Below are 25,703 nucleotides of genomic sequence, written 5' to 3'. Positions count from 1 at the left end.
CGCGTTCGCGCGGCGTTTTATCTTCAGGTGAAGTGCAATAGTTGTGGGCGTGAGCCTTTTAGTGGGGTGTTAAATGGATGAATTTAAACCAGAAGACGAGCTGAAACCCGATCCCAGCGATCGTCGTACTGGTCGCTCTCGTCAATCTTCCGATCGTGACAATGAGCCGCAGATCAATTTTGATGATGTGGAGCTGGAAGCGGATGAGCGCCGTCCGGCCCGTAGCCGCAAGGCACGTGAAGATGTCGAGCCCGAAGATGAGCTGTATGACGACGAAGATGATGCAGAGGCGGAAGAAGTCGTCGAGCGTCGTCCGCGTAAACGTAAATCCCCACCGCGTAAACCGGCCTCCCGCCAGTACATTATGATGGGCGTCGGGATTCTGGTGCTGCTGCTGCTGATCGTCGGCATCGGCTCGGCGCTGAAGTCGCCGTCTTCCTCTTCCAGCGACCAGAGCGCGTCAACGGAAAAAAATATCGATCTCTCCGGTGATGCTGCCGATCAGGCAAATGGCACGCAGCCAGCGCCAGGCACCACTTCCGCAGAGCAGACCGCAGGCGCTAACCCGCAGCAGGACGTTTCTCTGCCGCCTATCTCTTCCACGCCGACTCAGGGTCAGCCAGCCGCAACGGCTGAAGGCCAGCAGCGTGTGGAAGTACAGGGCGATCTGAACAACGCACTGACTCAGCAGCAGGGCCAGGTCGATAACGTAGTAGTGAACTCCACGCTGCCAACCGAACCGGCTACCGTTGCACCTATCCGTAACGGCGCGGCATCTCGCCCGGCGGCAACGGAAACGGCACCGCGTCAGCAGACGGCGGCAACGCGTCCTGAACGTAAACAAGCTGTGATTGAACCGAAACCGCAGAGCAAACCGCAGAGCAAACCGCAAACGACCGCGGCGGCGAAACCGGCTCCGGTGACAACGCCTAAACCTGTTGCCCAGCAGCCGAAACATACCGAAACCGCAGCCACGAGCACGCCGGCGAAAACGCCTGCGACCTCTACCGCTCCGGCGAAACCGGCAGCTACGGCAACCACCACGGCACCTGCAGCAACATCAACGACTACCCCTGCGGCGACCGCCGCACCGGCTGCCACTGCGGCAACCAGCGCTCCGGCCAGCAGCGCGGCGAAATCTGCAGGTGATGTGAACTCACTGAAATCTGCACCAGGCGGTCATTACACGCTGCAGCTCAGCTCCTCTTCCAACTACGACAACCTGAACGGTTGGGCGAAGAAAGAGAATCTGAAAGACTACGTGGTTTATCAGACCACGCGTAACGGTCAGCCATGGTATGTGCTGGTAACGGGTGTTTACGCGTCGAAAGATGATGCGAAACGCGCGGTCACCACGCTGCCTGCCGATGTACAGGCAAAAAATCCGTGGGCGAAACCGTTGCATCAGGTGCAATCTGACCTGAAGTAATGTGACGTGCTACAAGCGCAGGATGCTGTCGGAGCTTTCTCCACAGCCGGAGAAAGTGTAATTAGTTAGGCAGCATGAAAAAAAATCGCGCTTTTTTGAAATGGGCAGGGGGCAAGTACCCCCTGCTCGAAGATATTAGACATCACTTGCCATCAGGTGACTGCCTGGTGGAGCCCTTCGTGGGCGCCGGGTCGGTATTTCTTAATACCGACTTTTCTCGTTATATCCTTGCTGATATCAACAGCGATCTTATCGATCTCTACAACATCGTAAAAAACCAGCCTGACGACTATGTCGCCGAGGCCCGCAAGGTTTTCACGCCAGAAACGAATGATTCCGAGCGCTACTATGCGTTTCGTAGCGAATTTAACGCCAGCACGGATAAAATGCGCCGTGCGGTTCTTTTCTTGTACCTGAATCGCCACGGTTACAATGGCCTGTGCCGTTACAACTTGCGCGGCGAGTTCAACGTGCCATTTGGCCGATACAAGAAGCCTTACTTCCCGGAAGCCGAGCTATATCACTTCGCCGAAAAAGCGCAGAACGCTGAGTTCTATTGCGAGTCGTATGAAGTGTGTATGGACCGCGCGCAGCAGGCAAATAAAGCGGTCGTCTATTGCGATCCACCGTACGCGCCGCTTTCCGCCACGGCTAACTTTACCGCCTACCACACCAATAGCTTCAGCAGCGAACAGCAAAAGCTGCTGGCCGATAAAGCCGAAGAGCTGGTGGCAAAGCGTATTCCGGTACTGATTTCAAACCATCGCACACCCGAGACGGTGGCGTGGTATAACAACGCAGTACAGCACGTCGTAAAAGTGCGACGCAGCATTAGCCGCAACGGCGGCACGCGTAATAAGGTGGATGAGCTGCTGGCGTTGTATCGTCCGGCAGATAAAAAATAGTTTTTAGGAGATGCGGATGAAACAGTTTTTGATTGCCCCCTCAATTCTGTCGGCTGATTTTGCCCGCCTGGGTGAAGACACCGCCAACGCACTGGCAGCCGGTGCGGATGTGGTTCATTTCGATGTTATGGATAACCACTATGTGCCGAACCTGACCATCGGCCCGATGGTGCTTAAAGCCCTGCGCAAATACGGTATTACCGCGCCTATCGACGTTCATCTGATGGTGAAACCGGTTGACCGCATTGTTCCCGATTTCGCGGCGGCAGGCGCCAGCATTATTACCTTCCATCCCGAAGCCTCTGAGCACGTTGACCGCACGCTGCAACTGATCAAAGAGCACGGCTGTAAAGCGGGGCTGGTATTCAACCCGGCGACGCCGCTGAGCTATCTCGATTATGTAATGGATAAGCTGGACGTAATCCTGCTGATGTCGGTGAACCCAGGCTTCGGCGGCCAGTCCTTCATTCCTCACACCCTCGATAAGCTGCGTGAAGTGCGTCGTCGCATTGACGAATCTGGCTATGATATCCGCCTGGAAGTGGACGGCGGGGTGAAGGTGAACAACATTGGTGAAATCGCCGCCGCCGGGGCAGATATGTTTGTCGCAGGCTCGGCGATTTTTGACCAGCCGGATTATAAAAAAGTGATTGATGAAATGCGCAGTGAACTGGCAAAGGTAAGTCATGGATAAATTGCAGACCCTCCGCGGCGTGGCCTTCGATCTCGACGGCACGCTGGTGGATAGCGCGCCGGGGCTCACCGCGGCGGTTGATAGCGCGCTCTACGCGCTGGAACTCCCGGTAGCAGGCGAAGAACGCGTGGTCACCTGGATTGGCAACGGTGCTGATGTCCTGATGGAGCGGGCGCTGGCCTGGTCGCGTCAGGAGCGTGCGACTCAACGTGCGGCCCAGGGGAAACCTTCCGTTGACCATGCGGATATCCCGCAGGATGAACAGCTGCGCGTGTTGCGTCGCCTGTTTGATCGCTACTACGCCGAGTTTGCCGAAGAGGGCAGTTTCCTCTTCCCGCATGTTGAACAGACGCTGACGGCGCTGCATGACAAAGGCCTGCTGCTGGCGCTGGTGACCAACAAGCCGACGCCGTTTGTCGCGCCGCTGCTTGAGTCGCTGGGCATTGCGCGTTTCTTTAGCGTGGTGATTGGCGGCGATGACGTGCAGAACAAGAAGCCGCATCCGGAGCCGCTGTTGCTGGTGGCGAAGCGTCTGGAAATCGAACCGGCTGAACTGTTGTTTGTGGGCGATTCACGCAACGATATTCAGGCGGCACAGGCGGCGGGCTGCTGCTCCGTGGGCCTGACCTACGGCTACAACTATGGCGAATCTATCGCGCTCAGCTCGCCCGATTATATCTTCGACCAGTTTAACGAACTCTTGCCCGCGCTCGGGCTTCCGCACAGTGAAAATCAGGAATTAGAAAATGACTAAGCCCATCGTTTTTAGTGGCGCACAGCCGTCAGGTGAATTGACCATTGGCAACTACATGGGTGCGCTGCGTCAGTGGGTAAACATGCAGGATGACTACCATTGCATCTATTGCATCGTTGACCAACATGCGATCACCGTGCGTCAGGACCCGCAGGCGCTGCGCAAAGCGACGTTAGATACCCTGGCGCTCTATCTGGCCTGTGGCATTGACCCGGAAAAAAGCACCATCTTCGTTCAGTCTCACGTGCCGGAACACGCGCAGCTGAGCTGGGCGCTGAACTGCTACACCTACTTCGGTGAACTGAGCCGCATGACCCAGTTCAAAGATAAATCCGCACGCTATGCGGAAAACATCAACGCCGGTCTGTTTGACTACCCGGTGCTGATGGCGGCAGACATCCTGCTGTATCAAACCAATCAGGTGCCGGTGGGTGAAGATCAGAAACAGCACCTGGAACTGAGCCGCGATATCGCCCAGCGCTTTAACGCCATTTACGGCGATATCTTTAAAGTGCCAGAGCCGTTCATTCCGAAATCCGGCGCGCGCGTGATGTCGCTGCTGGAGCCGACCAAGAAGATGTCCAAATCTGATGACAACCGCAACAACGTCATCGGCCTGCTGGAAGATCCGAAATCCGTGGTGAAGAAAATCAAACGTGCGATGACCGACTCGGAAGAGCCGCCGGTGGTGCGTTATGATGTGAAAGAGAAAGCGGGCGTTTCCAACCTGCTTGATATTCTCTCTGCCGTTACGGGCCAGAGCATTCCGGAGCTGGAAAAACACTTCGAAGGCAAAATGTACGGCCACCTGAAAGGCGAAGTGGCAGAAGCCGTTTCCGGCATGCTGACCGAGCTTCAGGAACGCTATCACCGTTTCCGTAACGATGAAGCGCTGCTCAACAAAATCATGAAAGAGGGCGCGGACAAAGCCAGCGCGCGCGCGGGGCAAACCCTGAAAGCGGTGTATGAAGCGATTGGGTTTGTGGGTAAGCCTGTATAATAAATGACTGAAGCCGGGAATATTCCCGGCTTTTTTATATCATTTAAATTACTGCTCTGCCGCAGGTCCGCAGCCGCCAATAATTTTGGAAACCGAAATAGCGGGATGCAGCAAATAATCGTAAGAGCAGGTTTTGTTTTTATTCTCAATGTGCCCGGTGCAGGCGGTGAGAGTAGAGAGTGCCAGCACGACGGCGGCGGCTTTAAGCATGGTTTTCATAGAATCATCCCTTGAATCGATAGACGTTATTAAATCCCTGTACTTATCTCCGGTGAGGCCGGAATAAGTTGTCTCTATTTAACGCCATACGGTGGGAAATGAATAATTCGATTAACTTAAAAATGTATTAAATATTAATAATAATCGTAGGTGTCATGCGTTTGTATTATATGTGGGCGCGGCAGGTTTACCACGCCCGAAGGGCATTAATGATTTGAGAACCAGTTCAGTTTCTCGCGCAGCCCAACCACACGGCCGACGATAATCAGCGACGGGCTTTCCATCTGCTGCGCCATTGCGCCGAGTTCGGCCAGCGTGCCGTCAACGACGCGTTGTTTAATGGCCGTGCCGTTTTCCACAATCGCCACCGGCATCTCCGCCGACATGCCGTGTTCAATCAGTTTTTCCTGGATAGTTGCCGCCTGATTTAGCCCCATGTAGAACACCAGCGTTTGTTTCTCTGCCGCCAGATTTTCCCAGTCCAGCTCGCCGCCGGTTTTCAGGTGGCCGGTGACCAGACGCACGCTTTGCGCATAGTCGCGGTGCGTGAGCGGGATACCCGAATATGCCGAGCAACCCGATGCCGCCGTAATACCCGGCACAACGGAGAAAGGTATACCGGCATCGCACAGCGTTTCCAGCTCTTCGCCCCCGCGCCCGAAGATAAACGGGTCGCCGCCTTTCAGTCGCACCACGCGTTTTCCTTTCTGCGCTTCGCGCAGCAGGATCTGGTTGATCTCATCCTGCGGCACGCAGTGATAACCGGCACGTTTACCGACGAAGACGCGGTCCGCGTCGCGGCGCACCAGATTCATAATGTCATCGGAGACCAGACGGTCATAAACCACCACATCCGCTTGCTGGATTTGTTGCAGCCCTTTGAGCGTCAATAAGCCCGCATCGCCCGGCCCGGCGCCAACCAGCACCACTTCGCCGCGATGATCCAGCGGTTCGCTGAGCAGGTGTTCGGTGACCTGTTCAATGGCAACTTTGTCCTGATTCGCCAGCGACTGGGCTAAACGGTCATGGCTGAACAGTTTTTCCCAGAAACGGCGGCGTTCAGCGATGGTGGAAAACTGCTTTTTCACCCGTGAACGTAGCTGGCCTGCGTAGTGTGCCACCTGTCCAAGATGCAGCGGCAGCAGCGATTCCAGCTTTTCGCGCAGCAGACGTGCCAGCACCGGAGACGTGCCGCCGGAAGAGACTGCCACCATCAGCGGCGAGCGGTCGATAATCGACGGCATGATAAAACTGGCGGCTTTTGGCGCATCCACCACGTTGCAGAAAATACGGCGCGCTTCCGCCGCTTCACTGACCTGCTGATTCACCACATCGTTATCCGTGGCGGCGATGGCCAGCCAGCAGGTATCAAGCAGAGACGGGGCAAATTCGCCCTCAACCAGTGTCAGCATGCCTGCTTCTTCCCAAATCCTGAACTGAGGAACGTACTCCAGCGCGTTGACCGTCAAACGGGCTCCTGCATCAAGCAGCAAGCGCGCCTTGCGTTCAGCAACATCACCGCCGCCAACCAATAAACAGTCACGGTCGTGTAACTGGCAGAAGATAGGTAAGTGATCCACGGTGTAGCCTCTTAAATGGACAGAAACAGGGGGAATATGGCGGGTAGAATAACAGCAGAAGCCGTATGAAACATACGACTTTTCCTGCTGTTACCTCTAAGAGGTCATAGGAGGAACCTATGACCTGTCACGTCAGGCTTTAAGCTGCACCTGGCCGTCTTTGACGCGAGCTTCAAAATGGGCGACAGAGTGATTTTCGTCTTCCATACACAGCCCATCGCGCAGACGGAAACGCTGTTTTTTCAGCGGGCTGGCGACCCATAAATCGCCCTGGTGTTCTGCAATCAGGCCGCGTGATAACACGCTGGACTCAAAGAACGGGTCGATGTTGCTGATGGCGAAAACCTGGTCGTCAGCGTAGGGGCGGAAAATCGCCACCTGCTGGTCGCCCAGCAGGGCGCATACGCCGGTTGCCGGCAAAATAGCGTCGATTTTGCAGATGTTTACCCACTGGCTCATGCGTTTTCCTCCACCATGGTGACCGGGATGCGTTCGTACGGCGTTGCCGGGCGATGCTGTTCACGTTCAGGCACAACCTGCACGTTCGGGTCACGCTGCTCGCTATTGATAAAGTGTTTGAAACGAACCTGTGCCGCCGGGTTGTTCACGGTTTCTGTCCATTCACAGGCGAACGCCGCGCGCAGACGGGCAATTTCAGATTCCAGATGTTCGTTCAGGCCCAGTTTGTCGTCGATGATCACGGCACGCAGGTAGTCGATCCCGCCTTCCAGGTTATCCAGCCACGGCGCGGTTCGCGTCAGCTTATCGGCGGTGCGGATGTAGAACATCATGAAGCGGTCGAGATATTTCACCAGCGTATCGCGATCAAGATCGGCCGCCAGCAGGTCCGCGTGACGCGGTTTCATCCCGCCGTTACCGCAGACATACAGGTTCCAGCCTTTCTCGGTGGCGATGATGCCCACGTCTTTACCCTGCGCTTCCGCACATTCGCGGGTACAGCCGGAGACGCCGAATTTCATTTTGTGCGGCGTACGGATGCCTTTGTAGCGGTTTTCCAGCTCAACGCCGAAGCCCACGCTATCGCCCACGCCATAGCGGCACCAGGTGCTGCCCACGCAGGTTTTCGCCATACGCAGCGCTTTCGCATACGCGTGGCCGGTCTCGAAGCCGGCATCAATCAGTTGACGCCAGATTTCCGGCAGGTCGTCTTTTTGCGCGCCAAACAGGCCGATACGCTGGGAACCGGTGATTTTGGTGTACAGGTTAAATTCACGCGCGATACGGCCCACGGCGACCAACCCTTCCGGGGTGATTTCTCCGCCCGCAGAGCGCGGAATAACGGAGTAGGTCCCGTCTTTCTGCATGTTCGCCAGGAAGTTATCGTTAGTATCCTGCAACGGCGTATGTTCCGGTTTGAGAATGTACTCATTCCAGCAGGAGGCCAGCAGCGAACCGACGGTCGGTTTACACACTTCGCAGCCGTAGCCTTTCCCGTATTTTTGCAGCAGTTCGTCGAAGGATTTGATGCCTTCCACGCGGATCAGGTGATACAGCTCCTGGCGGGTGAAGGCGAAGTGTTCACAGAGGTTGTTGTTAACTTCGATACCCTGTTTCGACAGTTCCGCGTTCAGCACTTGCGTCACCAGCGGGATACAACCGCCGCAGCCAGTACCGGCTTTGGTTTCCGCTTTCAGCGCCGCAACGGTGTGACAGCCACGGTTAATCGCCGCGACGAGGTCACCTTTGGTGACGTCGAAGCAGGAACAGATTTGTGCGCTATCCGGCAGTTTATCGACGCCGATAGACGGTTTACCACTGCCCGCGTGTGCAGGAAGAATCAAGGAGTCCGGGTTTTCCGGCAGCTCAATCTTGTTCATCTCCAGTTGCAGCAGGTTGCCGTAGTCGCTGGTATCGCCCACCAGCACTGCGCCGAGCAGGTATTTGTTGTCTTCGCTGACGATCAGGCGTTTGTAGACTTCCTTGCTTTCATCGAGGTAAACGTAGCTGCGCGCGCCCGGCGTGCGGCCGTGCGCATCGCCAATACCGCCAACATCAACGCCCAGCAACTTCAGTTTCGCGCTCAGGTCTGCGCCCTGGAACGCATTCTGCGTGCCGAGGATATGGTCAACGGCGACCTGCGCCATTTTGTAGCCAGGGGCAACCAGGCCGTAAACACGGTTATTCCAGCTGGCACATTCGCCGATGGCGTAGATATCCGGGTCGGAGGTCTGGCAGGTGTCATTAATCACGATACCGCCGCGCTGCGCGACGGCCAGACCGCACTGGGTCGCCAGTTTGTCGCGTGGACGAATACCGGTAGAGAAGACGATAAAGTCGACTTCTAAATCGCTGCCGTCGGCAAAGCGCATGGTTTTACGCGCTTCTTTGCCTTCCTGAACGATCTCTTTGGTATTTTTGCTGGTGTGCACGCGCACGCCCATGCTTTCAATTTTACGACGTAACTGCTCGCCACCCATCTGATCAAGCTGTTCAGCCATCAGCATCGGTGCGAACTCAATCACGTGGGTTTCTACGCCTAAACTTTTCAGCGCGCCAGCCGCTTCCAGGCCGAGCAGCCCGCCGCCAACCACCGCGCCGCGTTTGCTGCGACGCGCGCAGGATTCAATGGCGTTAAGATCTTCGATGGTACGATAAACAAAGCAGTCCTGCGTTTCAGAACCCTTGATCGGCGGCACCCACGGGTATGAACCCGTCGCCATGATCAATTTGTCATAAAAAACGGTACGACCGGCGCTGGAGTGGATCACCTTTTCCTGACGGTTAATGGTGATGGCGCGTTCGCCAATCAGTGCCTTAACGCCATGCTTCTCATAGTAACCTTCGCGCACCAGCGACAGCTCTTCCGCTGTATGATGAGAGAAGTAGGAAGAAAGGTGCACGCGGTCATAGGCTTTACGCGGTTCTTCACAGAACACGGTGATGTCGTAAAGGCTGGCGTCGGACTTATCGAGAAGATCCTCGATAAAGCGGTGGCCGACCATGCCGTTACCGATAATTGCGAGTCTGACTTTGCTCATTATTGCCTCGATTTCTTTTCTATTACTGCCTACCTTAACGATTCAGCTATGGCGATTATTGATACAAATCAAATACACCTTTACCTACCACTTAATGGGTATATTACTGATTTGTCAGTATTTTTATAAGTTGCGGAAAAGACACGCTTTTCCGGCTTGCTCTTTTTGTGTACAAAATAGTGGTAAATGAACATTTCGTGCTGGTGAAAAAAACAGCGACTAAAACGAGAGGAAAGGAATGACAACGCTACCGCTTCGCTTAATCCAGAATGTGCGTTTGCCGAATCAGGAAGGACGTTGGCAAATTGCGATAGAAAATGGCCAGTTTGGCGCGATTACCCCCATAGAGGTGGTGCAGGCTGACGACCCGCAGGTTCTCGACGCTGAGGGCGGTTTAGCGCTGCCGCCGTTTATCGAACCGCATATTCACCTCGACACCACGCAAACGGCAGGCGAGCCGAACTGGAATCAGTCTGGCACGCTGTTCGAAGGTATTGAGCGCTGGGCCGAGCGCAAAGCGCTGCTGAGCCACGACGATGTGAAAGCACGAGCGTGGAAAACCCTGAAGTGGCAGATGGCGAATGGCATTCAGTACGTGCGTACCCATGTGGATGTCTCCGACCCATCGCTCACCGCCCTGAAAGCCATGCTGGAAGTGAAGCAGGAAGTTGCGCCGTGGGTTGATCTGCAAATTGTGGCCTTCCCGCAGGAGGGGATTCTGTCGTACCCCAACGGGGAAGCGTTACTGGAAGAGGCGCTGAAACTTGGCGCGGATGTGGTGGGGGCGATCCCGCACTTTGAATTTACCCGCGAGTACGGCGTGGAATCGCTGCATATCGCGTTTCGCCTGGCGCAGAAGTATGGACGCCCGCTGGATATTCACTGCGACGAAATCGACGACGAGCAGTCGCGCTTTGTCGAAACCGTGGCGGCACTGGCGCTGAAAGAGGGCATTGGCGCGCGGGTAACAGCGAGTCACACTACGGCGATGCACTCCTATAACGGTGCGTATACGTCCCGTTTGTTCCGCTTGCTGAAGATGTCGGGCATTAACTTTGTCGCCAACCCGCTGGTGAATATTCATCTTCAGGGGCGTTTTGATGATTATCCGAAACGTCGCGGCATCACCCGCGTGAAAGAGATGCTGGCGGCAGAGATTAACGTCTGCTTCGGGCATGATGATGTGTTCGACCCGTGGTATCCGCTCGGCACCGGGAATATGTTGCAGGTGCTGCATATGGGGCTGCACGTTTGCCAGTTGATGGGGTATCAGCAAATCAACGACGGGCTGAAGCTGATTACGCACCACAGCGCGCGAACATTTGGCGTGACGGATTACGGCATCGCATCGGGGAATAGGGCTAACCTGATAATTTTACCGGCGGAGAATGGTTTTGAGGCGGTACGCCGTCAGGTGCCGGTACGCTGGTCGATAAGAGAAGGGACGGTGATTGCGGAAACCCAGCTGGCGAAAACCTGGGTGCGGGGAGAAAGCGTGAATTTCGCGCGAAACGCCTGAGGCGATGAAATGCCGGATGGCGCTTCGCTTATCCGGCCTACAACGCGACACACCTTGTAGGCCCGGTAAGCGCCAGCGCCACCGGGCACAACAACAATCGTCTTAGTGAGACGCCGCGCCGTGCTGGCGATGGCGGCTAACGAAGCCGAGGATCACACACATCACGAAGACCACAGCATAAAGGCCGTTAGCAGTTACCAGCGCCGCATGCGGGCCACTGTGAGCCACAATCGGGCCGGTGACCACGAAGGTCAGCATGGTGCCGATAGTGCCGCAGGTCAGAACGAAGTTAACCAGTTTCGGCGAGGCCACTTTGGTTTGCAGCGAGCCCAGCGTAATGATTGAGGTGTAAATCGCGCTGGAGAAGAAGCCCAGTGTCAGAATAAACCACGCCAGATGCTGAGGCTCGCCGTGAATGAAGAAGTACATCAGCACGGTCGCCAGGCCTGCCAGCACGGTCAGAATACGTTGCAGATCGAAGAAGCGCAGAATGAAGCTGAATGCCCACATACCGAACATATATGACATCCAGAAATCGCTGACCAGTTTACCCGCGTCGTTCAGGCTCATGCCCAGGCCTTTGGCGTATTCCGGCACCCAGGAGATAAACCCGAGCTGACCAAGGATGTAGCACAGTGCGGCAATCGACAGGAACAGCACGCCGATACCCCATTTTTCTTTCACCACAGGCTGTGCATCGGGCGCGGTTTTTTTGCCGAGAACCGGGAAGTCGCAGCCGAAGGTCAGAATAAAGATAGCCACGTAGACCAGACCAATGCAGGCATACACCCAGTACCACTCGATGCTGCGTGCCAGCAGAACCGCAGCGACCATCGGGAAGATCATCCCGGCCATGCTGAAGAAGGAGTCGGTGAACAGCAGACGCGCGCCGCGCTGGCGGCCTTCATACATGTGGGTGATCAGGAACGTACCGATGGACATGGTGATCCCGCTGACCAGACCGAGTACGAACATCGCGGCAGAGAACAGCGCCAGACTGTGCGTAGTCATCAGACCGGCAACCGCCAGCACCATCAGCACAAAGCCAAAGCGGAGCTGCGTTTTCAGCGGCACGATTTCCATCAGCCACGCGTTCAGGAAGATAGAAATCAGGATCCCGGCGTTCAGGAAGGTGAAGGTGTTACTCATGCTGGAAACGGGCAGATTAAAGTAATCGGCGATATTTCCCATCACCATCCCGGTGACAATCACCAACGCACCGGTAAGGGCGTAGGAGAAGAAGCTGATCCATGTGAGCTTGATACGGTTGCTGTTAGTCATGACTGGCCTGTATGAATAGAAACGTAAAACGCGTTGACACCCCGCCGGGTGCGCAGATTTTATTCATTAAAGTGATGCATTCCTAGTTTTATTGCATCAATGTTATCTATTGCACTGTCTAACGTGACTTACGTCACATTAAAAATGCGTAGATCTCAGCGCCGCGCTGGTTACATCTGTTTCAACTAAGTAAACTTAAGTAAAAGTCTGGCCTGGGGTGCAAACCCTCTTTAGAATCAAGCCACTTGCCTTCTTTACTGCACCCGTTAAGGAATTCTCATGCTCAAATCAACTCTGGCGGCCATGACGGCTGTTTTTGCACTCTCAGCGATCTCCCCGGCGGCCCTGGCTGCAACCGGTGATCCGCATGTGCTGCTGACGACCTCCGCAGGGAATATTGAGCTGGAGCTGAACAGCCAGAAAGCGCCGGTTTCCGTGGAAAACTTCGTGAACTACGTCAACAGCGGTTTCTATAACAACACCACTTTCCACCGCGTGATCCCCGGATTCATGGTGCAGGGCGGTGGTTTTAACGAGCAGATGCAGCAGAAGCAACCGAACCCGCCTATCAAAAACGAAGCGGACAACGGCCTGCGTAACACCCGTGGCACTATCTCGATGGCTCGTACTGCTGATAAAGATAGCGCAACCAGCCAGTTCTTCATCAACGTTGCGGATAATGCCTTCCTCGATCACGGTCAGCGTGATTTTGGCTACGCGGTATTTGGTAAGGTTGTCAAAGGGATGGACGTCGCTGATAAAATTTCTCAGGTGCAGTCCCATAACGTTGGCCCGTACCAGAATGTGCCGACCAAACCGGTTGTTATCCTCTCCGCAAAAGTCCTGCCGTAAATTCGTCTTCGCGCGGGCGATGCCGTCCGCGCGTTTTTGCCTTTCTGCATAACCTGGAATTGCTGCTTATACTTGTGGCAAACGGGAACAGTTCAGGGAGGCTGCATGAAAAAACTCACCGATAAGCAAAAAGCTCAGCTCTGGGAAAAGACACGCAACGAGAATTTTCAGGCCAGTCGCCGCCTGGAAGGTGTTGATATCCCGTTGGTCACCCTGAGCGCCGAAGACGCGCTGACACGCATTGAACAACTGCGGGGGCACTATGAGCGATAAATTCGGTAACGACCGCGACCCTTATCTGTTCCCCGGTTTAAACGTGATGCGTAATAAACTGGGCATCCACGAAGCCACCCGCCTTGAGCAGGCCGCCTGGGAGCTTACCTCTCTGCGTGCCGCGACCCTCGAACTTGGCCCGCAGGTGCGCGGGCTTCCCTGGCTGTGCGCCATTCATTATCAGCTCTATCAGGATGTGTTTGACTGGGCCGGAAAGTATCGGGAAATCAATATCTACCACGGCGATACACCATTCTGCCATTTCACGCGCATTGAAAAAGAAGGCAACGCCCTGATGCAGGAACTGGAAGACGAGGACTGGCTGACGGGGCTGGAGAAAGACGCATTTATTGAGCGGTTGACGTGGTACTACTGCGAAATCAACGTTCTGCATCCGTTTCGCATTGGCAGCGGCCTGGCGCAGCGCATTTTCTTTGAGCAACTGGCGATTCACGCGGGCTACGCGCTGGACTGGCGGGAGATTGAACCGCTACGCTGGAACGACGCCAACCAGCAGGGGGCGATGGGGGATTTGAAACCGCTGCTGGCGTTGTTTACGAAAGTGGTGAGAGTCGCTGCCTGACCCGGTAGAATGCTCCGGTTTGCTGTAACCGGAGCCGCCATGATCCTGCTAATTGATAACTACGATTCCTTTACCTGGAACCTCTACCAGTACTTCTGCGAGCTGGGCGCTGAGGTGCTCGTGAAGCGCAACGATGACATCTCCCTCGCGCAAATCGACGCGCTCAACCCGGCGAAAATCGTTATCTCCCCTGGCCCCTGTACGCCGGATGACGCGGGTATTTCGCTGGAGGTCATTCGCCATTACGCCGGAAAAACGCCGCTGCTGGGCGTCTGCCTGGGGCATCAGGCGATTGCGCAGGCGTTTGGCGCGCGCATCGTGCGGGCGAAAAAAGTGATGCACGGCAAAACTTCGCCCATTACGCACAACGGGCAGGGCGTTTTTCAGGGGCTGAATAACCCGCTGACCGTCACCCGCTACCATTCCCTGCTGATCGATCCGGATACGCTACCGGAAACCTTCGAAGTGACCGCGCGCAGTGAAAGCGGCGAGATCATGGGCATTCGCCATCGCCAGTGGGATCTCGAAGGCGTGCAGTTCCACCCGGAAAGTATTCTCAGCGAACAAGGGCATGCACTGCTGGCAAACTTCCTGCGGCGTTGATGATGAAGGCGTCTTTTACATCTCGCAAGTGACGCCGGTAATAAGCTGGTTATACACTCCGAACAGCGCCATCTGCTTTTGTTCCAGCTCGTCCAGCAGCGTTGTGTTCTTTTCCACGCTTTCACCGACACCCTGCAGGGTGAGTTTGAGGTGGATAATGAATGCGTCAAGTGCCTTTGCATAGTCTTTGATATAGGCCTCGTCGAGGCCGTTGTCGCTGAGGGCGCGCGGATCTGTTGCCAGTGAATTGATCAGCGCCAGTTCGCCTTCGAGTTGTTCTGTTTTTTGTTGCCATGCGGCCAGGGGAATATGTTCGACCTTTTTCTGCTGAGAAATCACGGTATATAAGCGGTCAACGATCTCCTGCACAGTGTCTGCGCTTTCAACAACCGCCAGTCGTCCTGTCAGGCCACAGTCTTTATAGTACGCCAGTTCAATATCATGCTCTTCGCTGAACAACGCATTGCGAAGGGTGCTCGCCTCTCGGGAAGCCTGCCGGTATTGCTGCCAGGCCTGATCCAGCGCCATATGCAATGCCGGCGCTTTACTCAGGCGATCCTGCCGATAGGCGCCAGAGGTGTGATATTCAACAAGCGCATTAACCGCCTCGGACAATGTTATTTCGCTCTCGATCAGCGTTTGCCCGGCGCGATCCAGTTGCGGTAATGGTGGCTGCGTGGCCGAGATGGTTTTACCGATGCGCCGGTACGTTTCTCTCTCTTCGGGGCTGGATATCACCTTAAATTGTGACATCAGTATGTCGAATTCGCTTTCCGTGACAGGTTCTTTGCGCCTGAAGAGCCGTTGTGCTTTGACCGTTTTAACGTAGCTCTCTTTGGCCCAGACAAGTTGCTGACCGATAACCGTCGGCAGTTCAACATCTTCCTCACTGCTTTTGTCATACTGATAGGCGGGGGAATCGTTGTTGATAATGTCCAGCCACTGATTGGCTTTCATTGCGACGTTGTTATGCGTATCAACACTATCAGTTTGCGCAGGCGCAGGCGCAGGCGCAGGCGCAGGCTCAGACGTTGGCGGTGTTTCATCGTTGGCATTATCGCAGCCGCAAAGCAGCCCTATGCACAACGAGATAATGGCGATGCGTTTTAGAAACATACTATTCCCTTAGTGATTATTTCCATTGTTACGATTGCGTAGCATAACTTTCCGGCTAAAAACATAAAGCTAAAATTGTGTGTTTCCGCAATTGCATATTGCCATTGAGTGATTTTTTATGCATATTTTGTGATTATAATTTCATAATCATTGCTGCATAATCACAGAAGGGCATGACATGACAACCAAACAACCTGCAATTACCCGCGCGACATTCGATCAGGTGATCCTGCCAATTTATGCACCGGCGGAGTTTATCCCGGTAAAAGGTAAAGGCAGCCGCGTGTGGGATCAGCAGGGGAAAGAGTACGTCGATTTCGCCGGCGGGATTGCGGTGACGGCGCTGGGGCATTGCCATCCGGCGCTGGTTGAGGCGCTGAAATCGCAGGGCGAAACCCTGTGGCACACCAGCAACGTATTCACCAATGAACCGGCGCTGCGTCTGGGGCAGAAGCTGGTGGACGCCACCTTCGCCGAGCGCGTGGTGTTTATGAACTCCGGTACTGAAGCCAACGAAACCGCGTTCAAACTGGCGCGGTACTACGCCTCTACGCGTCATAGCCCGTACAAAAGTAAGATTATTGCCTTCCACAACGCCTTCCATGGTCGCTCGTTGTTTACGGTTTCCGTCGGCGGTCAGCCGAAATATTCCGATGGCTTTGGCCCAAAACCGGCGGATATCGTCCATGTGCCGTTTAACGATTTGCACGCGGTGGAAGCGGTGATTGACGACCATACCTGCGCGATTGTGGTCGAACCCGTTCAGGGCGAAGGCGGCGTGCTGGCCGCGACGCCGGAATTTTTACAGGGGCTGCGTGACCTGTGCGATAAACATCAGGCGCTGTTGGTGTTTGATGAAGTGCAGAGCGGGATGGGCCGTACCGGTTCGCTGTTCGCCTATATGCACTATGGCGTGACGCCGGATATCCTCACCAGCGCGAAAGCATTGGGCGGGGGTTTCCCGATTAGCGCCATGCTCACTACCGAAGATATCGCCAGCGCATTTCACGTCGGCTCCCACGGCTCGACCTACGGTGGTAACCCGCTGGCGTGCGCCGTGGCGGGTGCGGCATTCGATATTATCAACACGCCGGAAGTGCTGAATGGCGTTCATGCCAAACGCGAGCGTTTTGTGCAACATTTGCAGGATATCGACGCGAAGTATGATGTCTTCAGCGATATTCGCGGCATGGGCCTGCTGATTGGCGCCGAGCTGAAAGAACCGTACAAAGGCCGCGCACGTGAATTCCTTTACGCGGCCGCTGATGCCGGTGTCATGGTGCTGAACGCCGGGCCAGACGTGATGCGTTTCGCGCCATCGCTGGTGGTGGAAGAAAAAGACATCGACGACGGCATGACGCGCTTTGCACAGGCGGTGGCGAAAGTCGTCAGTTGATATGGCGGTTTAGCCAGATACCGTGCCGTGGCCGCTGACGCCATGCCACCGATGAAATGGTGTGCATGGTGTTGAGATGGCCCAGAATACGCTGGAGATGCTGTTCCATGGTGCTGAGTGGCCCGTGGGACAGCGTATCCGGCGACTCCATGATGTTCACATCCCCGCTGCTGCCCGATTCATCATACTCCAGACGTTGCTGGCAGCGTTGCAGGGCGACTTCACACGATTCCAGATAACGTTGCATCAGCTCCGGCGAGAGCGTGTCGTGCTCACGCGCCAGCGTGGTCATGGCGTTGATATGTTCGACGATGAACTGGCTGTGCGTCACCCACAGTTTCATATCTTCCAGATAGTGCGTATTAAAGCCCGGTTCCTGCATCGCCTGATTGAGCGAGTTAAACAAGGCGTTATGCGCCTGGTTGACGCGCATACGTTGATACGCCAGTTTTTCCGCGGAAGGGTCGTCACTCAAAATTAACTGGATCGCTTCCTGATCCGCTTCCAGCGCAGAGTGCGCATTTTTCCGCAGCAGGCCGCTTTGCCACTGCGGCCACAGCCACAGCATGCCGCCGAAGGCAATCAGGCAGCCAATAATGGTGTCGGCGAAACGCGCGACGATAAACTGCTCGCCGTTGAGCGTCAGCAATTGCAGGGTATATACCGCCGTAATGGTGAAACCCACCGTCGCCCAGCCGTAGCTTTTACGAATGATCAGATAGCTTATCAGGGTGATCACCAGCATCGCGGCCAGCGCAAACCCTTCCGGGAAGTGATAATGCAGTGTGGCGGCGGCAATCACCAGCCCCGCCAGGGTGCCCGCCGCACGGTGGAAGATACGCACGCGCGTCGCGCCGTAACCGTTTTGCGTCACCAACAGCACGGTCATTAAGATCCAGTAGGGTTTTGGCAGATGCAGCGCTGCGCCCATCAGGCTGGCGATGCTCAGCATCACGCTTAAACGTGCGGCATTACGCAGCGCGGGCGATTTCAGCGACAGATAGCTTTTCAGCGCCGGGAACAGCGGCAGACGGCGCTCTTTATCAGCCATCAGATTACGCGGATAAAGCGGACGCTGCGAACGCAACACTTTGGCGATGCGGCTGAAGTGCCAGGCGCAGAATTGCCCAACCGGGTTATCGGGATGCTGGCGGGCAATTTTCTCCAGCGCGCCAATTTGCTTATCCATGTTGAAGCGCGTCGGGAAGCGGTGATAGAGAATATCATCGGCCATGACCCGCAGGCGCGCGGCGACGGTTTGCGCGTTCCAGCGAATCACCGCTTCGGCGTGGCTGCGCTCGACCAGTTTTTGCACCTCTTCCGGCTGGTGCAGACTCACCGAAATGTGCTCCTGCAAATCCAGCCCCATCTGGAAGGCGCGCAGCAGGCGCTTGTAATCATTGTGCTGATTGGCCGCCAGCATGTGCATCTGCTGATAGCACTGGGAAATCAGATCGACCACTTTCTGCTGACGATTAAGCAACGGCGGCAGGGCGGTATTGGGGTCGGTATGTTGCGTCAGCAGGCTATATTTGGCTTCGCAGTACTCCGCCAGTTGGCGGTAAAGCAGGCTTAACGACTCGCGTAGCGGTTGTTCACGCCACAGCCAGAACCAAAACCAGTTGAACAACCCGTACCACAGCGTGCCGAGCGCGTAGATCAGTAACGGTTCCCAGATGGGCATATTGCCCGCCAGGCTCAGGGTAAAAATCGCGGCAATTAGCGAGGCCGGAAGCAATCGCCCGTGCAGGGCGCTGATTTCGGCGGTAACGCCCAGCACCATCGCCAGACCGGTGAGAATAAACGGCAGCGGGATATCATCGGCCAACAGCAGTTGCACAATCAGGCTGCAACCGGCGAACAGCGACCCACCGATAATCAGGCGTTTGAAGAAACGTTTATGGGGAGTATCCAGCCCGGCGATGTTGCAGCAGGCAGGCACTAAAGAGAACAGTAAGCCGTGTTGAAGCTGGCCAAGAATCAGGCCGACGGCGACCGGCAAACATAACACCAGCGTTTGCCGCAGTGCATAGTTGACTTCCGGATGGTAAATCAGCCTGCGCCACATACGAGACAAAAACGGCGTATTGCGCGAACAATACGCCGTCAGACGGGATTAACGCGTGCCGTAAACGACGATCGTTTTACCGTGTGCGGAGATCAGGTTCTGATCTTCCAGCATCTTCAGGATACGACCCACGGTTTCACGAGAGCAGCCGACGATCTGACCGATTTCCTGACGGGTGATTTTGATCTGCATACCGTCCGGGTGGGTCATAGCATCCGGCTGTTTTGCCAGATTCAGCAGCGTCTGCGCGATACGACCGGTAACGTCGAGGAACGCCAGGTTGCCCACTTTCTCAGAGGTGACCTGCAGACGGCGCGCCATCTGAGACGAGAGACGCATCAGGATATCCGGGTTAACCTGGATGAGCTGACGGAATTTCTTATAGGAGATTTCAGCCACTTCACAGGCGGTTTTCGCCCGAACCCAGGCGCTACGTTCCTGGCCTTCTTCAAACAGGCCCAGTTCACCGATGAAATCGCCCTGGTTGAGGTAGGAAAGGATCATCTCTTTGCCTTCCTCATCCTTGATGAGTACTGCCACGGAGCCTTTAACGATGTAGTACAGCGTTTCCGCTTTTTCACCCTGGTGAATCAGCGTGCTCTTCGATGGGTACTTATGAATGTGGCAATGAGACAAGAACCATTCGAGAGTCGGGTCTGTTTGCGGTTTGCCAAGCACCATGCGCGGTTATCCTCTGTTATAAGCTATCGCCAGCGGCATAAATCAGGCAGCCACTGGTTGAAATAATATCCTTCCCTCTACCTGGGAAGTTGGTCGTCAAAGATTGTCGCGACCAGTATGTGATGTCCTCTGCATACATGCAGTACGTTTATGTATCTCTGTAGCATCCCGACTGTTTTAGCATAGCTTTTGCCGTGTGTCTCCTGGTGTCTCGCTTCAGCATGACCCAGGTCTACTTCCGTTGCGAGATTTGTTATGTGCGCGTAATCTGACAATAAATTTGCAACTCTGGAGTGACAATTATGCAAGCGCGTGTGAAATGGGTTGAAGGGTTAACCTTCCTGGGTGAGTCGGCTTCCGGGCACCAGATTTTGATGGATGGCAACTCAGGTGATAAAGCGCCAAGCCCGATGGAAATCGTGCTGATGGCAGCGGGCGGCTGTAGCGCCATCGACGTGGTGTCTATTCTGCAAAAGGGCCGTTACGACGTGACCGATTGTGAAGTTAAACTGACGTCTGAACGCCGCGAAGAAGCGCCACGTCTATTCACGCACATTAATCTGCACTTCATTGTGACCGGCAAAGAGCTGAAAGATGCGGCGGTGTCCCGTGCGGTGGACTTGTCCGCTGAGAAATATTGTTCAGTGGCGCTGATGCTGGGCAAAGCGGTGAACATTACCCATTCTTATGAGGTGGTGGAGGGGTAAGTTGAGACACCCCTCACCCTAACCCTCTCCCGCAGGGAGAGGGGACTGACCGTGCGGTGTTCAGGTTCTGCGCTGATTTTCTCCCTCTCCCTGCGGGAGAGGGCCGGGGTGAGGGGCCCAGCCTGCACCCTTCACCCAATCTTCTTCCCTTCCATCAACCGCTGCACCAGCGGCGTCATGATCAATTCCATCGCCAGCCCCATCTTGCCGCCGGGCACTACCAGCGTATTCATATGCGAGATAAACGAGCCCTGCAACATCGCCAGCAGCCACGGGAAATCGATATTATCGAGATTGCGGAAGTGGATCACCACAAAGCTCTCATCCAGCGACGGAATGCCTTTGGCGGCGAAGGGATCGGAGGTATCGACCGTTGGCACACGCTGGAAGTTGAGATGCGTGCGCGAGAACTGCGGGGTGATGTAGTTGATGTAATCTTCCATCGAACGGACCACGGAATCCATCACCGCCTCGCGGGAGTGACCCCGCTCGCTGGTGTCGCGGATCATCTTCTGGATCCACTCCAGGTTTACGATTGGCACCACACCCACCAGTAAATCGACATGCTTTGCCACATCATGATGCGGCGTGACCACGCCGCCGTGCAGCCCTTCATAGAACAGCACGTCGGTCGGCTCAGGCAGCGGTTGCCACGGGGTAAAGGTTCCCGGCACCTGATTCCACGGCACCGCTTCATCATAGGTATGCAGATATTTTCGCGACTGTCCGGTGCCGCTGTGCCCGTACTCGCGGAACGTTTGTTCCAGCAGGCTGAAGTCGTTGGCATCCGGCCCGAAGTAGCTGATATGACGCCCCATATCGCGCGCCTTACGAATAGCTAAGTCCATTTCCGGACGCGTGTAGCGATGAAAGCTGTCGCCTTCCACCTCTGCGGCATGGAGTTTGAGTTGGGCGAAAATCTTGCGGAACGCGAGGCTGGTGGTGGTGGTTCCCGCCCCGCTGGAACCCGTGACGGCGATAACCGGATGTTTGGCAGACATAGCGAACAACTCCCGAGTCGGTAAGATTAACCGCGAAACTGGCTGCGGGGCATAATGTTGACGGTTTCATGAAGTTCCGACCACACCAGTACCGCTTCGCCGCGTTGTAGTTGCTGTTTTACGTCGGCGACCTTTTGCGCAAGTGAACGTTCATATTCACCATAATCGGTGCCTTCACGCAACACAAAGCTTTCAATCAGGTTATCGAGCGTTTCAGCGTCGATGTCTTGCCACGGAATGATCATTTTTCACCTCCAAGCCACGGCATCAGCCAGTCGGGAATACGTCGCTCCAGCCACATTTGCGGGCGGCGGAAGGTGCCGCCGATAAAGCCGACGTGACCGCCATGTTCCGTTAACTGGTATTCGACGCAGGCGGGGAGGGCGTCGGCGTCGGGGATAACGTGGTGATCCATAAACGGATCGTCTTTCGCATGAATAATCAGCGTCGGAATGGCTATCTGATTGAGCAACGGCATGGCGCTACATTGACGATAATAGTCGATAGCGTCGGCGAAACCGTGAATTTTGGCAGTAATCAGGTCATCAAATTCACGGATTTTGCGCACGCGCTTCAACTGGCGCAAATCGACCGGCAGCGTGCCGGGATACGCCGCCAGTTTGCGCGAGGCGTTGCCTTTTAACAGGTTCAGCAAATAGCGCTGATACACCCGCGAAAAGCCCTTTTCCATATGATAGCTACAGGCTTCCAGCACAAATGGCGCGGAGACAATCACCGCAGCATCCAGCGGAACCGTAGGGCCTTCTTTCGCCAGCAGGCAGGCGAGCATGTTGCCGCCGAGTGAATAACCGACCGCCGCCGTGGGCGCATCGCCCAGTTCCTGCTTCAGCCAGTTTAAAAACCAGGTGCCGTCTTCTGTTTCACCAGAGTGATAAATACGGTTAAGGCGATTTGGTTCGCCGCTGCAGCCGCGAAAGTGCATTACCACGCCGAGCCAGCCGCGTTCCTTCGCCGCCTGAATCAGACCGTGCGCATAGGGGCTGTGCAGGCTGCCTTCCAGACCGTGGAATACGACCAGACGCGGCTTGTGCTTCGCCTGCATTGGGTCTTCGCTCCAGGCGATATCCAGAAAGTCGCCGTCCGGTAAATCGAGGCGCTGCCAGTGCGGCGTAAAGTGTAGCCGACGGCGGATGAGCCTCGGCAGCATGGTTTGCAGGTGCGGGTTGCTGACGCCGGGCATCGGGCGAAATGATGAGGAGTCGTCCTGCGGGACAGCAAACTCTGCGGGAGTAATTTGGGCCATAACGTTGCGATGTTCTCTTTTAATCTGCTGACTACTATACCGTCACTTTTTGATTGTGTTTAAGAAAATGGGCGGTGGTAGCCTCTTTTACCCCTTTTTGAGTTGACCTGCGTCACAAATTTTTAATGTGATTATTACTCTCAAGCTAATGATTCCTTCCTAAGCTTAATTGATGACTTTCTCACCAGGGTTCAGACTCTTCTTAGTGTTAAGCAAATCAAAATGATTCGCTGAATCAGGAGGTTAATAATGTTATCTGGGCAAACACCCGCACGGGTATGGAACACGCGACGCACTGAGAAACAGCGCCGCCTGGCGTCTGTACCGGTGCAGGGCAAGGTGCTACCGACGGCAGACCTTGTCGCAATGCTGGAAAAACTGATCGCCCCGGGCGACAGAGTGGTATTAGAAGGGAATAACCAAAAACAGGCAGATTTCCTGTCTCGTTCCCTTGCTGAAGTGAACCCGCAGATTGTTCACGACCTGCATATGATCATGCCAAGCGTCGGTCGCAGTGAACACCTCGACATTTTCGAGAAAGGCATCGCCCACAAGCTGGACTTCTCTTTCTCCGGTACGCAGAGCCTGCGTATTTCGCAACTGCTGGAAGATGGCTTGCTGGAAATCGGGGCGATTCACACCTACATCGAACTCTACTCCCGCCTCTATGTTGACCTGGCCCCGAACGTGGCGCTGATTGCCGGTTTTAAAGCCGACAGCAAAGGCAACCTTTACACCGGCGCCAGTACTGAAGATACGCCAGCACTGGTTGAAGCAGCCGCCTTCCACGACGGTATCGTCATCGCTCAGGTGAACGAACTGGTGGACGATGAATGCGACCTGCCGCGCGTGGATATTCCCGGCTCGTGGATTGATTTCGTGGTCGTTGCGGACAAACCGTTCTTTATCGAACCGCTGTTTACCCGCGACCCGCGTCTGATTAAACAAGAACACATCCTGATGGCGATGATGGCGATTAAAGGCATCTACGCAGAGCATCAGGTGCAGTCACTCAATCACGGTATCGGATTTAACACCGCCGCAATTGAACTGCTGCTGCCAACCTACGGCGAACAGCTCGGCCTGAAAGGCAAAATCTGTAAACACTGGACGCTTAACCCGCATCCGACGCTGATCCCGGCGATTGAGAGTGGTTGGGTGGAAAGCGTGCACTGCTTCGGTGGCGAACTGGGGATGGAAGAGTACATCCGCGCCCGTCCTGATGTGTTCTTTACCGGTGCCGACGGTTCAATGCGTTCTAATCGCGCGTTCTGTCAGTTAGCAGGTCAGTACGCGGTGGATATGTTTATCGGTTCAACGTTACAGGTTGATGGCCTCGCTAACTCCTCGACCGTAACCCGTGGTCGTCTCTCCGGTTTCGGTGGTGCGCCAAACATGGGTCATGACCCACACGGTCGTCGTCATGCTACGCCTGCCTGGCTGAACATGATCACTGAACCAGACCCGATGCAGCGCGGTAAAAAACTCGTCGTCCAGATGGTGGAAACCTTCCAGGCCGGCGTGAAACCCACCTTCGTCGAAACGCTGGATGCTGTTGAAGTGGCGAAATCCTCCGGGATGCCGCTGGCGCCAGTCATGATTTACGGCGATGACGTGACTCACGTGCTGACCGAAGAAGGTATCGCTTACCTCTACCGTGCGGAAAGCCTGGAAGAACGTCGCGCGATGGTCGCCGCCGTTGCTGGTATTACCGATATTGGCCTCGGCGTAGACGCCAAACGCGTTGCTGAGCTGCGTAAGAGCGGCAAAGTGGTTTATCCGGAAGATATGGGCATTCGCCGTACCGACGCCACCCGTTCCCTGCTGGCTGCCAGCAGCGTGTCCGACCTGGTGGAATGGTCCGGTGGTTTGTACAACCCACCTGCGAAATTCCGGAGCTGGTAATGAAACTTCTGCCACAGATTCAGGTTGAAGGCGGTGCCGAATGGCTGGCGCGAACCGCCACGCAATGTCTTGTCGACGAAGCACGTTTAAGCCCGAAACCCGGTCTGGTGGACAGCCGGGGCAGCGGGGCGCATCACGACCTGACGCTGGCGCTGATGGAGCGTTCCGCCCACAGCCTGACCCCAACGTTTCATGCCCTGGCGCAGCAAAGCTGGCAGCGTCCGGCGGATGTTGCGCTCAGACAAACCATTGGGCGACTGGGACGCGAAGGCGAGCAACAGATGATGGCCGCCACTGACGGCGTGAATACCCACCGTGGCGCGATTTGGGCGCTGGGCCTGCTGGTCAGCGCGGTGGCGATGCTCGGCGGTGCCGGTACGGCGAAAGCCATTAGCACCACGGCGGCGAAACTGGCGATGTTGCCGGATGCCGTTGCACCGAAAGTGTTCAGCAAAGGGCTTCGCGCCACGCACCGCTACCGTGTGCCGGGCGCGAGGGAAGAAGCTCAACAGGCTTTCCCGCATGTGATGCAGCGTGCATTGCCGCAGCTTCGTTTAAGCCGCTTCAACGGCAGCAGCGAAACGCACGCCAGGCTGGATGCACTGATGGCGATCATGACCTCGCTTAGCGACACCTGCGTGCTTTCGCGCAGCGGAATGCACGGTCTTGAAACCATGCAAAACGGCGCGCGCGCGGTCCTGCTTGCTGGCGGAACCGCACAGCCTGAAGGGCGCGAGGCGCTGGCAACGCTGGATGCGCAAATGCTGGCGCTCAACGCTTCACCGGGCGGCGCTGCCGACCTGCTGGCCGCCACGCTGTTTCTCGACCGTATTGACGCGTCTTCCGCGCCTTATTTACCGAATTAAGAGGATGT

25 protein-coding genes are annotated in these 25,703 nt (G+C 55.6%); 14 read left to right on the top strand and 11 right to left on the bottom strand.

The annotated features are described in order from the left end of the window. The first annotated feature begins 73 nt into the window (after window positions 1-73). From damX to trpS, 5 genes are all read left to right on the top strand, one after another. Window positions 74-1,429 carry a cell division protein DamX gene (gene damX / locus AC1MKH_RS22620; protein WP_276218712.1) on the top strand — a complete coding sequence of 452 codons (1,356 nt, stop codon included), beginning with the start codon at window positions 74-76 and terminating at the stop codon, window positions 1,427-1,429. 74 nt (window positions 1,430-1,503) lie between these two features. After that, on the top strand, window positions 1,504-2,334 hold the full coding sequence (dam, locus tag AC1MKH_RS22615) for an adenine-specific DNA-methyltransferase (RefSeq protein WP_276218710.1): 831 nt from the start codon (window positions 1,504-1,506) through the stop codon (window positions 2,332-2,334). Window positions 2,335-2,350: 16 nt separating this feature from the next. After that, the gene (gene rpe / locus AC1MKH_RS22610; protein WP_108476607.1) at window positions 2,351-3,028 is read left to right on the top strand and encodes a ribulose-phosphate 3-epimerase; all 678 of its coding nucleotides are present in this window, start codon (window positions 2,351-2,353) and stop codon (window positions 3,026-3,028) included. Next, window positions 3,021-3,782, top strand: coding sequence for a phosphoglycolate phosphatase (gph, locus tag AC1MKH_RS22605; protein ID WP_276218706.1), 762 nt, complete (start codon window positions 3,021-3,023; stop codon window positions 3,780-3,782). The genes rpe and gph overlap by 8 nt, the downstream gene beginning before the upstream one ends. Further along, window positions 3,775-4,782, top strand: coding sequence for a tryptophan--tRNA ligase (gene trpS, locus AC1MKH_RS22600; RefSeq protein WP_276218704.1), 1,008 nt, complete (start codon window positions 3,775-3,777; stop codon window positions 4,780-4,782). Before gph ends, trpS begins: the two co-directional genes overlap by 8 nt. A 48-nt stretch (window positions 4,783-4,830) precedes the next feature. On the opposite strand, the gene AC1MKH_RS22595 is transcribed toward trpS, so the two are convergent. The 4 genes from AC1MKH_RS22595 to nirB all read right to left on the bottom strand — a co-directional run bounded on the left by AC1MKH_RS22595 (window position 4,831) and on the right by nirB (window position 9,580). Continuing rightward, on the bottom strand, window positions 4,831-5,001 hold the full coding sequence (locus AC1MKH_RS22595) for a YhfL family protein (RefSeq protein WP_276218703.1): 171 nt from the start codon (window positions 4,999-5,001) through the stop codon (window positions 4,831-4,833). Window positions 5,002-5,207: 206 nt separating this feature from the next. Then, window positions 5,208-6,581 (bottom strand): siroheme synthase CysG, encoded by a 1,374-nt coding sequence (gene cysG / locus AC1MKH_RS22590; protein ID WP_276218701.1) that lies wholly within the window; start codon window positions 6,579-6,581, stop codon window positions 5,208-5,210. Window positions 6,582-6,713: 132 nt separating this feature from the next. Then, window positions 6,714-7,040, bottom strand: a complete 327-nt coding sequence (gene nirD / locus AC1MKH_RS22585; RefSeq protein WP_276218699.1) for a nitrite reductase small subunit NirD — start codon at window positions 7,038-7,040, stop codon at window positions 6,714-6,716. Then, complete coding sequence (nirB, locus tag AC1MKH_RS22580; RefSeq protein WP_276218697.1) at window positions 7,037-9,580, bottom strand: nitrite reductase large subunit NirB; 2,544 nt, start codon at window positions 9,578-9,580, stop codon at window positions 7,037-7,039. Before nirB ends, nirD begins: the two co-directional genes overlap by 4 nt. A 238-nt stretch (window positions 9,581-9,818) precedes the next feature. On the opposite strand from nirB, the gene AC1MKH_RS22575 reads away from it, so the two are divergent. After that, entirely contained in the window at window positions 9,819-11,099 is a 1,281-nt protein-coding gene (locus AC1MKH_RS22575; protein WP_276218695.1) for a cytosine deaminase, read from the top strand. A gap of 102 nt (window positions 11,100-11,201) precedes the next feature. Here AC1MKH_RS22575 and tsgA read toward each other — a convergent pair whose 3' ends face one another. Continuing rightward, the gene (tsgA, locus tag AC1MKH_RS22570) at window positions 11,202-12,380 is read right to left on the bottom strand and encodes an MFS transporter TsgA (protein WP_276218693.1); all 1,179 of its coding nucleotides are present in this window, start codon (window positions 12,378-12,380) and stop codon (window positions 11,202-11,204) included. A 279-nt stretch (window positions 12,381-12,659) separates the two neighbouring features. Between tsgA and ppiA the strand changes: the two genes are divergently transcribed. The 4 genes from ppiA (at window position 12,660) to pabA (ending at window position 14,691) form a co-directional block, all read left to right on the top strand. After that, window positions 12,660-13,232, top strand: coding sequence for a peptidylprolyl isomerase A (gene ppiA / locus AC1MKH_RS22565; protein WP_015962704.1), 573 nt, complete (start codon window positions 12,660-12,662; stop codon window positions 13,230-13,232). Between the two features lie 105 nt (window positions 13,233-13,337). Continuing rightward, a complete protein-coding gene (locus AC1MKH_RS22560; protein WP_149464167.1) occupies window positions 13,338-13,505 on the top strand; it encodes a YhfG family protein in 168 nt (55 codons plus the stop codon). After that, window positions 13,495-14,088 (top strand): putative adenosine monophosphate-protein transferase Fic, encoded by a 594-nt coding sequence (locus tag AC1MKH_RS22555; RefSeq protein ID WP_276218688.1) that lies wholly within the window; start codon window positions 13,495-13,497, stop codon window positions 14,086-14,088. The genes AC1MKH_RS22560 and AC1MKH_RS22555 overlap by 11 nt, the downstream gene beginning before the upstream one ends. A gap of 39 nt (window positions 14,089-14,127) precedes the next feature. Further along, complete coding sequence (gene pabA, locus AC1MKH_RS22550) at window positions 14,128-14,691, top strand: aminodeoxychorismate synthase component 2 (RefSeq protein ID WP_276218686.1); 564 nt, start codon at window positions 14,128-14,130, stop codon at window positions 14,689-14,691. A gap of 15 nt (window positions 14,692-14,706) precedes the next feature. Here the strand turns inward: pabA and AC1MKH_RS22545 are convergent, their stop codons facing one another. After that, complete coding sequence (locus AC1MKH_RS22545; RefSeq protein WP_276218684.1) at window positions 14,707-15,807, bottom strand: DUF3829 domain-containing protein; 1,101 nt, start codon at window positions 15,805-15,807, stop codon at window positions 14,707-14,709. A gap of 178 nt (window positions 15,808-15,985) precedes the next feature. Between AC1MKH_RS22545 and argD the strand changes: the two genes are divergently transcribed. Continuing rightward, on the top strand, window positions 15,986-17,203 hold the full coding sequence (gene argD / locus AC1MKH_RS22540) for a bifunctional acetylornithine/succinyldiaminopimelate transaminase (RefSeq protein ID WP_276218682.1): 1,218 nt from the start codon (window positions 15,986-15,988) through the stop codon (window positions 17,201-17,203). On the opposite strand, the gene AC1MKH_RS22535 is transcribed toward argD, so the two are convergent. Both AC1MKH_RS22535 and crp read right to left on the bottom strand, forming a co-directional pair. Further along, the gene (locus AC1MKH_RS22535) at window positions 17,196-19,271 is read right to left on the bottom strand and encodes a YccS/YhfK family putative transporter (protein WP_276219317.1); all 2,076 of its coding nucleotides are present in this window, start codon (window positions 19,269-19,271) and stop codon (window positions 17,196-17,198) included. The two genes, argD and AC1MKH_RS22535, sit on opposite strands and share 8 nt — an antisense overlap. 48 nt (window positions 19,272-19,319) lie before the next feature. Beyond that, entirely contained in the window at window positions 19,320-19,952 is a 633-nt protein-coding gene (gene crp / locus AC1MKH_RS22530) for a cAMP-activated global transcriptional regulator CRP (protein WP_000242758.1), read from the bottom strand. A gap of 302 nt (window positions 19,953-20,254) precedes the next feature. Between crp and AC1MKH_RS22525 the strand changes: the two genes are divergently transcribed. Next, window positions 20,255-20,659, top strand: coding sequence for an OsmC family protein (locus AC1MKH_RS22525; protein WP_253898969.1), 405 nt, complete (start codon window positions 20,255-20,257; stop codon window positions 20,657-20,659). Window positions 20,660-20,790: 131 nt separating this feature from the next. On the opposite strand, the gene AC1MKH_RS22520 is transcribed toward AC1MKH_RS22525, so the two are convergent. The 3 genes from AC1MKH_RS22520 to AC1MKH_RS22510 are packed head-to-tail and all read right to left on the bottom strand — an operon-like array spanning window position 20,791 to window position 22,924. Beyond that, window positions 20,791-21,660 carry a phosphoribulokinase gene (locus AC1MKH_RS22520; RefSeq protein WP_015962711.1) on the bottom strand — a complete coding sequence of 290 codons (870 nt, stop codon included), beginning with the start codon at window positions 21,658-21,660 and terminating at the stop codon, window positions 20,791-20,793. A 26-nt stretch (window positions 21,661-21,686) separates the two neighbouring features. Continuing rightward, a complete protein-coding gene (locus tag AC1MKH_RS22515) occupies window positions 21,687-21,905 on the bottom strand; it encodes a YheU family protein (protein ID WP_015962712.1) in 219 nt (72 codons plus the stop codon). Beyond that, window positions 21,902-22,924, bottom strand: a complete 1,023-nt coding sequence (locus AC1MKH_RS22510; RefSeq protein WP_276218671.1) for a hydrolase — start codon at window positions 22,922-22,924, stop codon at window positions 21,902-21,904. Before AC1MKH_RS22510 ends, AC1MKH_RS22515 begins: the two co-directional genes overlap by 4 nt. 249 nt (window positions 22,925-23,173) lie before the next feature. On the opposite strand from AC1MKH_RS22510, the gene mdcA reads away from it, so the two are divergent. After that, complete coding sequence (gene mdcA / locus AC1MKH_RS22505; protein WP_108476626.1) at window positions 23,174-24,829, top strand: malonate decarboxylase subunit alpha; 1,656 nt, start codon at window positions 23,174-23,176, stop codon at window positions 24,827-24,829. After that, window positions 24,829-25,695 (top strand): triphosphoribosyl-dephospho-CoA synthase, encoded by an 867-nt coding sequence (locus AC1MKH_RS22500; protein WP_276218667.1) that lies wholly within the window; start codon window positions 24,829-24,831, stop codon window positions 25,693-25,695. The genes mdcA and AC1MKH_RS22500 overlap by 1 nt, the downstream gene beginning before the upstream one ends. Window positions 25,696-25,703 lie beyond the last annotated feature (8 nt).

It is taken from the genome of Pseudocitrobacter sp. CD920760, assembly GCF_057782505.1.
Note: the sequence above shows the minus strand (reverse complement) of the source record. Positions and strands in the feature narration are given on the sequence as shown.